The organism is Dyella sp. BiH032, from assembly GCF_031954525.1.
Taxonomy (GTDB): Bacteria; Pseudomonadota; Gammaproteobacteria; order Xanthomonadales; family Rhodanobacteraceae; genus Dyella_D.
The window spans coordinates 18,027-30,494 of sequence record NZ_CP134868.1; the positions used below are offsets into that span (position 1 = coordinate 18,027).

19 protein-coding genes are annotated in these 12,468 nt (G+C 63.5%); all 19 read left to right on the forward strand.

Translation table 11 applies throughout. From position 1 onward, the window contains the following. The first annotated feature begins 51 nt into the window (after window positions 1-51). The 19 genes from RKE25_RS22170 (at window position 52) to RKE25_RS22260 (ending at window position 12,440) form a co-directional block, all read left to right on the forward strand. Window positions 52-552 (forward strand): H-NS histone family protein, encoded by a 501-nt coding sequence (locus RKE25_RS22170; RefSeq protein WP_311842571.1) that lies wholly within the window; start codon window positions 52-54, stop codon window positions 550-552. Window positions 553-641: 89 nt separating this feature from the next. After that, window positions 642-1,250 (forward strand): hypothetical protein, encoded by a 609-nt coding sequence (locus RKE25_RS22175; protein WP_311842572.1) that lies wholly within the window; start codon window positions 642-644, stop codon window positions 1,248-1,250. Between the two features lie 101 nt (window positions 1,251-1,351). Then, window positions 1,352-1,921 (forward strand): hypothetical protein, encoded by a 570-nt coding sequence (locus RKE25_RS22180; RefSeq protein WP_311842573.1) that lies wholly within the window; start codon window positions 1,352-1,354, stop codon window positions 1,919-1,921. Beyond that, window positions 1,911-2,309, forward strand: coding sequence for a hypothetical protein (locus tag RKE25_RS22185; RefSeq protein ID WP_311842574.1), 399 nt, complete (start codon window positions 1,911-1,913; stop codon window positions 2,307-2,309). Before RKE25_RS22180 ends, RKE25_RS22185 begins: the two co-directional genes overlap by 11 nt. Before the next feature lie 264 nt (window positions 2,310-2,573). Next, complete coding sequence (locus tag RKE25_RS22190; RefSeq protein WP_311842575.1) at window positions 2,574-3,116, forward strand: DUF262 domain-containing protein; 543 nt, start codon at window positions 2,574-2,576, stop codon at window positions 3,114-3,116. Next, window positions 3,113-3,904, forward strand: a complete 792-nt coding sequence (locus RKE25_RS22195) for a hypothetical protein (RefSeq protein ID WP_311842576.1) — start codon at window positions 3,113-3,115, stop codon at window positions 3,902-3,904. Before RKE25_RS22190 ends, RKE25_RS22195 begins: the two co-directional genes overlap by 4 nt. A gap of 106 nt (window positions 3,905-4,010) precedes the next feature. Next, window positions 4,011-4,538 (forward strand): hypothetical protein, encoded by a 528-nt coding sequence (locus tag RKE25_RS22200; RefSeq protein WP_311842577.1) that lies wholly within the window; start codon window positions 4,011-4,013, stop codon window positions 4,536-4,538. A gap of 33 nt (window positions 4,539-4,571) precedes the next feature. Further along, a complete protein-coding gene (locus RKE25_RS22205; RefSeq protein WP_311842578.1) occupies window positions 4,572-5,084 on the forward strand; it encodes a hypothetical protein in 513 nt (170 codons plus the stop codon). A 132-nt stretch (window positions 5,085-5,216) separates the two neighbouring features. Beyond that, window positions 5,217-5,483 (forward strand): hypothetical protein, encoded by a 267-nt coding sequence (locus tag RKE25_RS22210; protein WP_311842579.1) that lies wholly within the window; start codon window positions 5,217-5,219, stop codon window positions 5,481-5,483. A 516-nt stretch (window positions 5,484-5,999) separates the two neighbouring features. Then, window positions 6,000-6,317 (forward strand): hypothetical protein, encoded by a 318-nt coding sequence (locus tag RKE25_RS22215; RefSeq protein WP_311842580.1) that lies wholly within the window; start codon window positions 6,000-6,002, stop codon window positions 6,315-6,317. Between the two features lie 745 nt (window positions 6,318-7,062). Then, on the forward strand, window positions 7,063-7,512 hold the full coding sequence (locus tag RKE25_RS22220) for a hypothetical protein (RefSeq protein ID WP_311842581.1): 450 nt from the start codon (window positions 7,063-7,065) through the stop codon (window positions 7,510-7,512). 11 nt (window positions 7,513-7,523) lie between these two features. Beyond that, window positions 7,524-7,988, forward strand: coding sequence for a hypothetical protein (locus RKE25_RS22225; RefSeq protein WP_311842582.1), 465 nt, complete (start codon window positions 7,524-7,526; stop codon window positions 7,986-7,988). 70 nt (window positions 7,989-8,058) lie between these two features. Next, a complete protein-coding gene (locus RKE25_RS22230) occupies window positions 8,059-8,457 on the forward strand; it encodes a hypothetical protein (protein WP_311842583.1) in 399 nt (132 codons plus the stop codon). A gap of 95 nt (window positions 8,458-8,552) precedes the next feature. After that, a complete protein-coding gene (locus RKE25_RS22235; protein WP_311842584.1) occupies window positions 8,553-9,029 on the forward strand; it encodes a hypothetical protein in 477 nt (158 codons plus the stop codon). 90 nt (window positions 9,030-9,119) lie between these two features. Continuing rightward, window positions 9,120-9,701 (forward strand): hypothetical protein, encoded by a 582-nt coding sequence (locus RKE25_RS22240; protein ID WP_311842585.1) that lies wholly within the window; start codon window positions 9,120-9,122, stop codon window positions 9,699-9,701. A 16-nt stretch (window positions 9,702-9,717) separates the two neighbouring features. Next, window positions 9,718-10,398: a hypothetical protein gene (locus RKE25_RS22245; RefSeq protein ID WP_311842586.1), complete on the forward strand. Its 681-nt coding sequence runs from the start codon at window positions 9,718-9,720 to the stop codon at window positions 10,396-10,398. A gap of 748 nt (window positions 10,399-11,146) precedes the next feature. Then, complete coding sequence (locus RKE25_RS22250) at window positions 11,147-11,494, forward strand: hypothetical protein (RefSeq protein WP_311842587.1); 348 nt, start codon at window positions 11,147-11,149, stop codon at window positions 11,492-11,494. A 99-nt stretch (window positions 11,495-11,593) separates the two neighbouring features. Then, entirely contained in the window at window positions 11,594-11,800 is a 207-nt protein-coding gene (locus tag RKE25_RS22255; RefSeq protein WP_311842588.1) for a hypothetical protein, read from the forward strand. A gap of 67 nt (window positions 11,801-11,867) precedes the next feature. After that, window positions 11,868-12,440, forward strand: coding sequence for a hypothetical protein (locus RKE25_RS22260; protein WP_311842589.1), 573 nt, complete (start codon window positions 11,868-11,870; stop codon window positions 12,438-12,440). Window positions 12,441-12,468 lie beyond the last annotated feature (28 nt).

Here is a 12,468-nt window from a genome sequence, read left to right on the forward strand (position 1 = left end):
GGCGGAGGGCCGAAAAAGAGCGCGCCGCCCTCGCTTTTGGCGGCCGCGCTCATGGAGCTACAGGTGAACGGAAGAACTAACCAGGAATGCGCTGCACAGAACGCCGGCGCTCAGATATCCGACGCCGACCTCACGGGTTGCACGGAAGGCGAGCTCGAGGCAGTCGTCCGCGAGGCGAGAAGCAGGAAGCGCCAGGTACTGGCCGAGCGGCGCTCGAAGTTGCGTCAGGAGATCTTCCTGATGATCCGGCAGCAGGGCCTCTCCGCAGAAGAAGTCCTGCCTGAGATTGTTCATACCGGACGTCGCCCGCCGAAGTACCGCCATCCGACGTTGCCCCTGCTCACCTGGTCCGGCGCGGGCGAGCCGCCGCCGTGGTATCTCGACTTTCTCTCGTACGGCAACAGCAAAGAGCGATTGCTTGTCGAGCAGCCCCGGGCGCCTGAAGTCGCGACCGGAAAGATTCGAACGGTTGCGAAGCCTGAGTCTCGCCGCACCTTATTCCCCAACGTGCGCCACCTGGCGCGGAAGCTCGCGACGGTCGCAACGGACTGAACCCTCGACGCCAAAAGGTGGCCGAACTTTTTCGGCGCGACCGTGGTGCCAGCATCGGGGTGACTTGCGACTCCACTGAGGCTAACGCCATGGCCGACTCCAACCGTTCCACGACGCGGGCCCATGAAAGCGGGGATCTCCCCCAAGGCCTTTGGGCAGCTTGTCGCTGGCTCAGCGATCCCGCGATGTTCCATCTCAGCGGTCCGGATAACACCGAATGCGACGTCCACCAAGACGACCTGTCGGAGGAAGGCAGGTTCCTTAGTGTGCTGGCGCGGTTCGTCTCCGCCGGCGTCGCGCCAGTGATGCAGAAATACCAGACCCGCGTGGCGCACTGGTTGGCCAAGTGCTTCCGTCCGTCGCAGTACAACAACATGGTTGAACGCGGTGACAGGCTTCTCGAGGAGGTGCTTGAGCTGCTTCAAGCCCACGGCTACGACAGGCACCGCGTGGCGACCCTCGTGGAATACGTCTACGGGCGCCCGGTGGGCGAGCCGTCGCAGGAGATGGGTGGCGTCATGGTGACGCTTGCCGCCTTTGCCACCGTGGCGGGTCTCGACATGGATGCCGCTGGCGAGACGGAACTCGCTCGCATCACGCGGCCGGAGGTGATGGAGAAGGTGCGCATCAAGCAGGAATCCAAGAACGCGCTGCACTTCGACACGCCTTTGCCGGGACCTGGCTGCGCGCAGCCTTAGCGGCGAGCCCGCCACTGCAGTTCCGCGCGCATCTTCTCCTGCCCCTCACCGGGCACATGCTGGCGACGTAGCCACGCACTCAGCCACCTGACGAGGGAACCATGACCGACGCGACCAACACCGCCACGCTGCCCCTTCCGGACCCGCACGGTTGTCGTTCCTGCGCACACCCGGACTGCGGTCGCTTTGATGGCCCGCACCAAGTGGAGTGCAGGGCAATGCGCAACAACGCATGCGCCCGTGAGTACTACCAGCCGGGCGGTGCCCTCGCGGTAGTGAAAGAACCGGACATGACCATGCACCGCACGGTGGACGTGATCGGCGGCATCCGACTGGCGTCGCGTGACTGCTACGCGGAGAACCGGCCCTCGGCGGCGAACGAGCTGCTGGAGGTGCTGGGCGCGGCGCGCGAGTTGATCTTCGCCGCTCGTGAGCTGGACTCAGCCCAGCGCGAGCACGACCAGCTTTCGGCCGCGATGGGGCGGGCCTCGCGGTCGCTGCTGGACATGAAGGTGAAACGCGACCTGTCTCATCAGGCCGCGGAGCAGGAATACGACCGTCTGGACGAAGCGGTGTCGCGTTCGCTCAAACGACTGCTGCTGGCTCGTCGCCGGCATGCCATTGCGCTGTCCGTGATCGCTGAGCAATTCGAGGTCGCCGATGCGGTTTAAGCGGCGCGATCGCTTCGCCTTCAGTGATACGCCGCGCAAGCGCGCGGCGCTCGAACGGAAGCAGCGGCAGGAGCGAGAGTCGCTCCCCCTGTTCGCTACTCAGGTTGCGGCCGAGCAGGAGTCCGCTGACGACGTCATGGCGGCCCGCGCGCAGTCCTGGGAACGGGCGGAGCGAGAAGGGCGATCTCGCGATGCTGCGGACTGGCGCCGTGCTCGCGCCAAGCTCGCAGGCTACCCCGTGGTCGTGGCGAATGCGCTGCGCGCGTACTGGAAGATCAATCAGTGGCCAGGCACAGCGATCTACCTCCTGTCGATGATGCATATGTTCGACACCGGGCGCTTGGAAGCGGTCGAGCGGATGCTGGCGCTGCCTGGCTCGCAGAACTGATCGCGTCTTTGGCGCGGTGCGCCGTGTGCGACATTGCCCTCATCACGAGGGCATGACGGGGTTGTCTGGCATGGACGGAAGGAAGAGGCAGGGGACAACCAGTGTGTCCACGAAGCATTCCATGCAGTCCTTCAGGGACGAAGTGAAACCGGCGCACCTGCCGGTAGTACCCCGCTTGCGTCAATCACCATCCGTTGTATGGCTGATGGAGCCGCCACGCTGTATCGGCCATTCCATCGACATCAACCTGCATAAGGCACAAGCATGATCCAGATCGACACCACCCTCCCTGCACCGATCCTCTACGGCTGCGATCGCAGCTACAGCATCGAACACATCGTCGCGATGCAGGCGGCCACCCACCTGCGCGAAGGTGAGCGCGGCCTCTTCGGCATGGTCCTGCCGAGCTGGCAGCGTCCTGAGTGCTGGAACATGGATCGCAAGCGCCGCTTCATCGAAGGCATCTTTCTCGGGCTGGGTACCGGGTCCTACGTTTCGACGAGCTGGGACTGGGATCGCGAGGCGGTGCGGACGCCTGGGGCAGGACTGCTGCTCGATGGCCAGCAGCGCTTCACTGCTCTTCGAGATTTCGTCGCCGGCGAGCTGACCATCTTCGAGGGGGTGACCTATGCGAGTCTGTCGCTGGCGGACAAGCGCCGCCGGTTCCTTCGCGTGACGTTTCCGAGCATCGAGATGGGTAGCGACATTGAGGAAGCGACGCTTCGCGAGTTGTCGGACCGCTTGGCGTTCGGCGGTGTTCCTCACAAACCGAGCGAGCGCGCTGTGCTGGCGACGGAGGTCGCTTGATCACGCCGGCACAGTGGACGGACATCACAACGCTGCTGATTGTGACGGCATTGGTAGCACCGATCGCCCTTTTGCTCCTCTGGGCGGTGCTGATCAAGCGCCCCTCGCCGACCGGCGCGGCCAGACGCATCCGTTGGTCGGCACGGTTCTACTGGGTGAAGCGATGGATGGGCCTGCTGGCATCTATCGCCTGGGTCTATCTTGCTGCCTGGTTGTTCCCCTCTAACACGGCGCATCCGTTGCTGTGGCTGGACCACTTCTGGCCCATGGTCGTGGGAAGCCTCGGGTGCGTGACGCTCGGCCCGTCTCTGATCGTGCTGTTCCTCCTGCAGCTGCATCCCAAGGTCGAGTTCGATGTCGACGAGGTGAGTCTGAAGATGGAGGGGAAGGGCCACGGGAGCATTCACGTTCGCCCGAAAGGAGCCCGTGGCGCAGTCCGCCGAGAACTGCGCGACCTGCAGAACAGCGCGAGGCCCGTTGTGAAGTTCGTCCGGAAGTACGGAGGGACTCTCAGCGGCGCGGGGGTGCTGGTTGTCGATGCGACCTCACCGGACATCACCGAGGAGATGCTCGCCGATGAGCAACACGTCGTGGAGACGTTGGAGCGACTCGTCCCAGGTTGGGAAGTGACTATCGCCACGCCGGTGCCGGTGTCCGACAAGCTGCGGTGGTTGATCAGCCGCACACGGCGCGGTGCAGAAGCGGGGCGGTTCTTCCGAGGGGTCCGGCTGACCTGGCGCGGGACCGTGATCGAACGCCCACGCCGGCGTCGGGCGGGCTCGGCCTGACTCTGTTTCCGCTCGGCAATATAGTTCTTGCGCCATTCGCCGATACACCAACCAGGCCCCGCCCCCGGCGCGGGCCTCTCGGCCCCCATCCCCCGGAGTCCCCCGCATGACGTTCAAGCACCATTGTCTTGCTCACAGCGAAGTCCACGCGTTCAAGGTCCAACAACTGGAAGGCGTCCCTGAGATTCGTTACTGGAACGGCGCGCTCGTCGCGTCCTGGTTCGGATGGGCGACGTTGGCGCTCGCTGTGCTGGCAGCGCTGTTCGCCGCCGTGGGCATCTACGCAGACGACGACGGAGTTCGCGGCGGGTATTTCTGGGCGTTCGTCATGTTGGGCATCGCTGGGATCATCGCCGGCGGAATGCACACGGTGGAACGGTTCCGCAACGCCGACATCATCGAGCGCGAGGAGCGGGTAAACGAGATGGTTCGCGAAGCGACCATTGCGGAGAAGGAATGGGTCGTGTCGCAGTACGAGAACCACTACGAGGTCCAGCACGCGGTCCGGAGGTGGCTCAAGGAGGAGGGCAAGTTGCTGCGCAACCGTGACGTGTGCGCAATCCGGGCCCATGTCCTCCGAGTGGAGCCGGCGCGCCACGCCGCGCACATCGACCGCGCGCTAGCGCGCGGCTGACCCCTTCACCTTCGAACGATCACCGGAGCACCCATGGATCTCAGCAAGCACAATTGCCTTTTCGAAGCCGAAGTGTCCGAATTCAAGCACGAGCACATGAAGGCTATCCCCCGGCCGCGTCGCCTTGACGGCGAACGCCTATCCTCGTTGTTCCGGAAGGTCGCGGGAGCATTGGCGGTGGTGACGTTGCTCACGGCGCTCGGTGCGCTCTCCGGATTGCCTCTTGTCGACTGGCCACTCGTCGGCGTCTTCGCGGTCATGGCCTTCGCCGCTTTCATACTCATGGTGCGCGAGGAGTCGAGGGACCAAGACTGGGATCGAGAGAGCAGGTTGATTGACATCGAGCTACGCGAAGCCTCCCCCCAGCAGAAAGAATGGATTCTTGAGCAGTACGAGAAGCACTACGAAGTGAGTCGGACCGTCACTTCCTGGATCGCACAGGGAAAGACCATCCGCGTTCGCGACTACTGCGCCATTCGTCTGAAGGTCGAAGCGGCAGAGCAGCGGATGCACGCCCACCGGGTGGAGCAAGCGCTACGCGCGTGAGGTCCACGGCCGTCGGCTGACGACTAGCTATCGACCCCCGGCACTCGGACTGGTCGGGTCGACGCAGGAAGCGCTCGATCTTTTGCGGATGCGCTATCGCTGGACGATGCACGCATGTGACAGGAGGCCAACATGCAGCTCGGCATTTTCAAGCTCCAATCTGCCCCGGCGACGCTCGACGTTCGCGCAGTCGTGAGCCTCACGCGGTTCGCGATGCACGCCGGCTTCGATCCCGGCAGTGAGATTCTCTTCGCTGACCAGGTCGGCGAATGGGCGACTGAGTGGCAGGGCCTGCTCGCTACAAGCGACGGCATCGCGGACACGCCGCGCTGGAAGCAAGCCTTCGAGGACTTCGCGGCCGACAAGCTGCACGAGGTCAGGCACCTGTGCAACGCGTGATGTGTAGCTGCCCCGCAGCGGTCCTTGCGCCCTCGGTAGGGGCAATCTTTGCCTTTCGCGGTCGCCGATATCGCGTGAGCGGATGGGCGCGTACGTGCGCTAGACCAACGCGCGACGCATCCGACTCCGAGTCCTGGCTGGACGTGCTCCTCTACGACATAGCGACTGAGCGCCAAGGCGCGCGCCATCGGTTCTGCTTGAGACGGGAAGCAACCCATGTCATCGGCACCGGCGTCGCGGGATGCGTGGCCGCCATCCGCGAGATACAGGTCGTTGGGATGGTCGAATGGTCCGTTGCCCAGTTGCGTGGTGCACACCAGGCGGCCGAGCAGCGCGGGCGCGCAGGACGCCTGATTCTGTAGTCCCGAAAGCACAAGGTGAAAGTGGATAGTTTCGCCAGCGGATGCTTTCGCCGTCCCGTTGACAATTTCCGAAGCGCGGCGACGAAAAGCACTCTGACTTTGAGCCGCGCGAGCGAGTGCGACATTCGTTGCACAACCTTAGCGGAGACCGTCTATGAACCTGTTCGCACCAATCCGTCGCCGCGCAGTCGCCACGTTTGCCGTCGCTGCATTGGTTGCCGCCGTCGCGTCGCCTGTAGTTGCTTCTGGCGGTCGCATCACGTTCGTCGGCGCCATCGTGAATCCGACCTGCGGCACGCCCGCTCCGGCTTCCGGTGAGCAATCCCGCGCACTGTGCACGACGGGTGGTGGTACCTCGATTGTCGGACACACCGCGACGGTTCCGGTCGATGGCACGGAGTCCAAGCTTGCCGCGTACCTGACCACGTGGGCGCAGGGTGCGCCGCAAATGGCGGTGGTCACTTACGATTAATCGCAAATGGGATAGTTGATCAAAGAAGGGTAGGGATACCGAGATGATCACGACCGTCGTCCATCTGGTGCTCGCGGCTTCACTCCACTTTGCACCGGCGTTTCACGACGCTCCTGAGCTGAGGGTGCTCGAACGCGAGCGTGAGTTTAGACCAGGTGCGGACGGGACACCGAGCACCAGGCCTCGTATACGGTGCACTGTCCCTTCCACCGAGGTTCGGCTGCGCTCGGCGAGCACGCGACCCAGCGACTGTCGAACGCCAACGAGCGACAATGCCCAGAACGCGCCAGAATGTGCGTGCGATCGGCAGCTAAGACCGTGGCCTATCCGCTGAGCAGTTCGACGGCCAGTACAACCCGGACGGTGATGGCGAGCACCGTGTTGACGGGCGCGCGACTTGTCGCGAGGCGGTAGGTTCCAAGCAAACCCTGCTCGGATACGGGCAGTGGGTTGAGTCTCGCATCGCCAAGGAAGATTGACAGGAAACGTGCGTCCGCAATGGACGCACGCCGGACGTCTGGGCACTCGGTCCACAGCGGCTGTTGGTAACTTTGGGGATAAGTGGCTGGCCACCGCGCAACGGCGCGCCCTGGGACGGCCTGGCAAAGGTTTAACCACTCCAGGCCACCGTAGCCGGTCCCGAGTGGACACCATCTTCCCGAAACAGCCTCCGATATTGGCGTGGTTTCTCCCGACGGCCTTCGCCACGGAGCACTACCGTGGCCTGGTCGCAATGGAGAGCGCAATGAGCCTAACACCCACCTATCGGTCAGGCAGGGAGCTGCAGGTCACGGCACCGGGCGGTAGCACCTTCACCTTGGCGGAGATCCGCGTCCTTGGATGGCAAGGGAACTGCCGCTCGATACTTCGCTACAGCGTCGGCCTCCGCACGCCGACCATCGACCAGAAGGTGGTGGACATCAGGAAAGTTCCGGCGCTGCGCGGGGTCACCGACGGCATGCCGTATCGGACGAAGGAGCGCCTGCACCACATCGCCGAGGCGGTGCTGCTGGCGATTGGCCACGGCGTGGACGCCATCACCGCTATGGCCCAGGTCGCTGATCCGTTCGAGGAGGGCGAGCGGATGCACGCGCCGGCATTCGATGGCGCCGCACAGGCTACGGAGGGTTACGAGCGATGGATCTTCGCGAGCTCGGCGAGCGGCCATTCGCCCATGACATCGCAGGCACTGTGATGGGAGTGCTCATGAACGGGACCCACGTGCGTGTCACGGCCAGCGACATGCGATTGGTGGCCAGCGCAACCGTCGCGGCCAGTAGCGCAGTCTTGCCTACGGTGCTCGGCGCCGCGGTCGCGGTAGTAGGGATCACCTGGGGCGCGGCTGAATTCCGGCGCCGGCGCCGCGCTGATCAAGTCGCTAAGGCGATACAGCAGGTGGACCATTTCATTGGAGGCCGGAAGTATGAGGGCGCGCAGTCTGTCGTCGCGGTTACGCGAATGGTCGATGTCACATGGAGCCGCCGGCAGGTGCTGGAGCAACTGTGCCGGGACCTGTCAGGCGAATGGTTCGTGATCACCGTTGAAGTAAGCATCATCGGTACCGCGTGCGTCCAGGACCTGCATCCGCTCACGTCGGAGATGGCCGCGGAATGGTTCAAGCCCTATCCGCACGCGCACGAGCACTTCTTCGGGCGGCGCGCGCCGCGATAGCCAGGCTCGCACGCTCCAACTGTGACCCTCTACCATTCCAAACCTCGTCCTGTATCGACACCGGCACTCCATGATCAAACTCAATGCCAAGGCGGCCCTGACGGTTCTGCTGGCCATCCTCTCGGTTGGCGCGGTGACCGCTTACCAGGTCGACAGCACGATGCGGCGCCCTGTATTCGTCAGGTTCAAAGACAGCGCATGCAAGGAAATCCGTGATGCCAAGCGGTTGGATGGGGAACCCAGTGACCCGCCGCCCTGCAGCTTCACCGCGTACATGTTCCGGTCGGAGATCGGCTGGGTAGGTTATGGGTATAGCCCGAACATCAAAGATCAATGCGTCCTCTTTACTTACGAGATCGTTGACTCGGATGCGTTGAAGGTCGATCTGGAAGCTCCGAAGCTTGATGCGCTGCCGGCGAAGTGCGAGGCGCAGTGGGGCAAGTTCCATCCGAGGATTGGCCTGTTCTGATCCCCTCGGCTCCTCCTTCCTGCAGAACTCGGCCGACTTTGGACCGCGCGAATAGGGGCACCACGATGGGCTGACCTATTCGGCGGGATCAGCCCATGTCCTCGTTCTTCACCCACCTTGTCTTCCTACTTGAGCTCGTGCTCGCAGCCACGTCGTGGTACGGCGCTACCAATGCCCGCCCCAGTCCGGAAGCGCTGCCGCGGGCTGCATGGGCAATGCTACTGATCGTGTTCGCCGCTCCGCTGGGCAGCGGTGTCGCGGAGCTTGTTGCTGCGTCGTGGGGTGAGAAGCTCGCCCTCGCAGCCTTCAGTTGGCACGAGCAGCCGCATAAAGCTGCAGTTGCCATCGCCTCCTGCGCGTTCGTAGGCGTTGCCTTCGCCGTTGGCGTCGCGGTCATCGCGGAGCGCGCGGGAGGGGCCGTGCGGACTGTGCGCCTGTCACTCCGCCGCAATCGGCGGAAGCCGCGCAGGTTCCATTTGCTTCGTACGCTGTGGCGCGCCCTGCGCACGAAGAGGGCCAGGGGGCCGATGCTGCCGCGATTGCCCGCACCGGCCTCTAGTCCGAAACGCTGAGGCGTAACGAGAGTGTTTTGGGGCTCCGTTGTGTGAGCAACGACCTAACGTGCCGTGATCCCCAAGGGTGGAGACCGCATGGAATCTGACATGAGACGTTGGCGCAGCGAGCGTAGACCGCTGCTCGTCGCCGCAGTTGCTGTGTTGCTTTGGCATACAGCCTCTCCAGCGCAGGGGCAATGGCAGGTGGCCGCGCTGGCGCTGATCTTGGGCTGGGGCCTGCTACCAATCATCTGGGGCAGCTCCGCGCCGAGGGCGCACGTTACAAGTGAGGTGACCGATGCCCCGGTCAGCGAAGCGCATCGACTCCTGGCGATGGACGTGATTGCTCTCAACGACGCGGTGGCCACAGAGATCATGGGTTGGCATCTCTCTGACCCGAGCGGACGCCGACTCTGGTGCGGCTCCGCCGGAGAGCCGGTCGAGATGGTGGTCTACGGCAAGGCCTGCACGATCTGTCGCGTTCCGTTTGTGGCGCGCGTGAACAGCCCTTCGGACTGGGCGTTCCAGCCGGCAACTGACTTCCACGCCGTGGGGATCGATTGGCGCGCAGTCGTGATTGCTCGGCTGCGCGAGCTTGGGATCGAAGACGACTTCAGTGGCGCGCGCAGCGGACATGAGTTCTGCAGAGCAGCAGTCCAATCGGTTCGTCTGCGCGGCGGTTCGCGATAACAAAAGGAGATTGAGGATGGCAATGACAGGACAAGCGCGGACCGATGCGGGACCCATCCATGTCGAACTCAATAGCATTCGGCCATCGGAGCGGGGCCAGCTTCCAGAGGGTGAGGTGGGCGTCGAGTTTGAAATGGCGACCGCGCGTGGCCGCCGTGTGTTTCTCACGCTGCCGATTGGAAAGGTACCGACTGTGATGTCGCGCATCGGTGGCGCCGCCGCAGGCGCGGTGGGTGGCGTCGTCCGGGAGCACTCGTTCCCCGCGTCCGTTCCCTCCGCCCAGCAGCCGCACATGGGACTGAGCGCCGAGGAATCGGCAGAGATCGTGTCCGATCTGCAATGGCTAGACCGCCAACTTGGCGAGAACTTCGCGTGCATGCCCAGCTCTCCGGCGCGCAAGCTGATTGAACGGCTTATCGCGAAGGTGCAAGTGCACAGCGAGGGCAACTCCAGTGGAGCGCGGCCGCCGACTGCGTGGACGCAGCCAGGCTACGCCGTCATCGCCGGCTCGAACGACCTGCGTTCGGCCCCGGCCCTGCGCGCGTTTCACGCGGCCGAGTGGGAGGCGGCGTTGGCAGGCAAGGCATTGCGCCAGGCCAACAAGGACGAAGGGCTGACCGTGGCGGTGGTGCCGGCGCGCGTGCAGTTCATGACCGGGGACCGGACCTTCGCGAAGCGGGGCGGAACCAAAACGTGAGCACATAACCGCGCCGTTTTACCGGTCGCGGTACAGAACCTTCCATTTAGGCTCTCCATGACGTGGCGCACACGTTGTCGCGTCAGGATCTAGGCCAACAGGGAGGTAAGCGTCAATGGAAGATAAGGAGCAGTTTCGGAGCGAGTTCCTCCAGGTGCTGCACGAACGAACGGGTTGGAGCGAGGACCAGTGCGTAGCAGTGCTTGACGCGGGTGGCCACGACGACTCGGGGTCCGCTACCGACGCAGTCGAGGACTACCTCGCCGAGACCGCCGGTGATTTGGACGAGGGCGACCTTGGCTAGGCGGGGAAAGAGGGCGTACTCATAAGGGCGTTTCCCCGGTCCGCGACAGCGCCGGAGGCTTAGCATTCCTTTTGTGGGGCGACCCGCAGCTCCATCGCCAGGGAATGACGAGGAGCTGGTGGACGGTTGGGCAAACCGGAAACCTGTAGACCTGCTGTGCCGGTGCTCTCACCCCCTAGAGGAGCGCCGGCACGGCGGTCACTTATCAACAAGTGGTCAGAAGGTTGAGCACGCATCATCCGACTCGCCGGTTCCTCGGGTCGGGTGACCCCTAGCGGCGTGCTTAACCTTGTGATCGCTTCCCCCGACTGCCTGTTGTCAGACGGTTGAGCACGCCATGAAGCATGTCCCTCCCCTGTGACATGTGGTTCCCAATGCCCCTGAGTGGCGTGCTCAACCTTGTGACAACCGGCTCGTTCCATCGCATCTATCGTGGAGACCGCAATGAAATCGACCTTCTCGGCAACGTCGCCGCTGACTCGCCCGAAGAGCCAGCCGCATAGCGCGCGCCTGGTTGTGCGTTCGCTGGGCTTCGGTGTCCTCGTGGGGTTGGCCGTGATCGTGGGCCAGCTCCTCTGGCAGCGACTGATGCCTTCGTCCAACGGCAACAACCTCGACTCCCTGACCCTTACCGCGTTGCCCATGGCGACGGGTCTGGCAGCGGTTGCGGCCGGCGTGGTCGCCTATCTTGATGCGCGCTGGCCGAGCAAGATTCTGGGATTCCTCGGCGGAATGCAGCGATACGCGATCATCGGGATCGTTGTGCTGCTGGTCTTCATTCTGACCCGGTAAGGGCAGCCCCGCAGAAAGCGGCTGTTGTTTGCAAGGTCATGGATCGCGCGATGATTAACCCGTCGAGAGCAGTTGCTCTCATTGCTGCGGGAGTTGGCCATGACCACACTCATCACCATGATCCTCATGATCGTTGCTGGTCGCGTGCTGTCGGCTCGTAAGGGCCGGGTTCGTGCGCAGTCGGCAGGCTTCTTCAGCCGCGCGATGGGTTCCCGCGATAGCGAGTACACCTTCGTGGTGAAGAACGATGGATCGCTGGACTTCTGCAGCGACTTCGAACAGATGGACGGCTCCCTGAAGATCTGACATCGAGGCCGCGAGTCACACGACTGCGCGGCTTCGTTTTGCCTGAACCCATACGAGATGCCGCTGCATGAGCATGACTGAGCTGACAACCCGCAGCCCGATCGCAAAGGTGACGAACGAGACCTTCGTTGAGCGTGTCGTGGTTGGTGGCGAGCGCCGGCGCGAGGAGTTCGTGCGTGAGATCACCTGGCTACTGAAGTCTGAATCGCAGACCCTCTTCATGCACGGCGGGAAGGTGATCAAAGAGGGCTCGACGTATATCGACGTCGCTGGGTTCCTTGAGTCCATGAATGGACCGACGACACAGTCCGCATGCGACTACTACAAGATTGATCGCGAGTCGTCGCTGGAATTGGTCGTGATGACACGCATCATTCACGCGCCCGTGCGGGATAGCGACGAAACCAGGGCATATAACGCTGCGGTGTCCGGCAACGGCTTCAAGAAGTACCTCACCGTGCCGCCCACATGGTTGCGCGAGGAACGCATCAACGATCAGTGGACACCGTTTTCTCTGCAGGACGAGCTTGTGCACGAAGAGGTGACCTGGTCGTCGAAGTGGACGGAAGGGGAGATGATGGACCGCCGCGCTGTGTTTCGTGGGCGTTGGGGCCAACCCCTCCGGATCGGGGTGGACTGAACTCCGGCGAATGAAAGGAAGGAAGGGT

Coding starts and splice junctions, on each gene's coding strand:
- RKE25_RS22220 (WP_311842581.1), top strand. CDS start 7,063: ATGAGCCTAACACCCACCTATCGGTCAGGCAGGGAGCTGCAGGTCACG.
- RKE25_RS22170 (WP_311842571.1), top strand. CDS start 52: ATGGAGCTACAGGTGAACGGAAGAACTAACCAGGAATGCGCTGCACAG.
- RKE25_RS22255 (WP_311842588.1), top strand. CDS start 11,594: ATGACCACACTCATCACCATGATCCTCATGATCGTTGCTGGTCGCGTG.
- RKE25_RS22225 (WP_311842582.1), top strand. CDS start 7,524: ATGAACGGGACCCACGTGCGTGTCACGGCCAGCGACATGCGATTGGTG.
- RKE25_RS22245 (WP_311842586.1), top strand. CDS start 9,718: ATGGCAATGACAGGACAAGCGCGGACCGATGCGGGACCCATCCATGTC.
- RKE25_RS22190 (WP_311842575.1), top strand. CDS start 2,574: ATGATCCAGATCGACACCACCCTCCCTGCACCGATCCTCTACGGCTGC.
- RKE25_RS22180 (WP_311842573.1), top strand. CDS start 1,352: ATGACCGACGCGACCAACACCGCCACGCTGCCCCTTCCGGACCCGCAC.
- RKE25_RS22215 (WP_311842580.1), top strand. CDS start 6,000: ATGAACCTGTTCGCACCAATCCGTCGCCGCGCAGTCGCCACGTTTGCC.
- RKE25_RS22230 (WP_311842583.1), top strand. CDS start 8,059: ATGATCAAACTCAATGCCAAGGCGGCCCTGACGGTTCTGCTGGCCATC.
- RKE25_RS22185 (WP_311842574.1), top strand. CDS start 1,911: ATGCGGTTTAAGCGGCGCGATCGCTTCGCCTTCAGTGATACGCCGCGC.
- RKE25_RS22175 (WP_311842572.1), top strand. CDS start 642: ATGGCCGACTCCAACCGTTCCACGACGCGGGCCCATGAAAGCGGGGAT.
- RKE25_RS22205 (WP_311842578.1), top strand. CDS start 4,572: ATGGATCTCAGCAAGCACAATTGCCTTTTCGAAGCCGAAGTGTCCGAA.
- RKE25_RS22200 (WP_311842577.1), top strand. CDS start 4,011: ATGACGTTCAAGCACCATTGTCTTGCTCACAGCGAAGTCCACGCGTTC.
- RKE25_RS22235 (WP_311842584.1), top strand. CDS start 8,553: ATGTCCTCGTTCTTCACCCACCTTGTCTTCCTACTTGAGCTCGTGCTC.
- RKE25_RS22250 (WP_311842587.1), top strand. CDS start 11,147: ATGAAATCGACCTTCTCGGCAACGTCGCCGCTGACTCGCCCGAAGAGC.
- RKE25_RS22260 (WP_311842589.1), top strand. CDS start 11,868: ATGAGCATGACTGAGCTGACAACCCGCAGCCCGATCGCAAAGGTGACG.
- RKE25_RS22240 (WP_311842585.1), top strand. CDS start 9,120: ATGAGACGTTGGCGCAGCGAGCGTAGACCGCTGCTCGTCGCCGCAGTT.
- RKE25_RS22210 (WP_311842579.1), top strand. CDS start 5,217: ATGCAGCTCGGCATTTTCAAGCTCCAATCTGCCCCGGCGACGCTCGAC.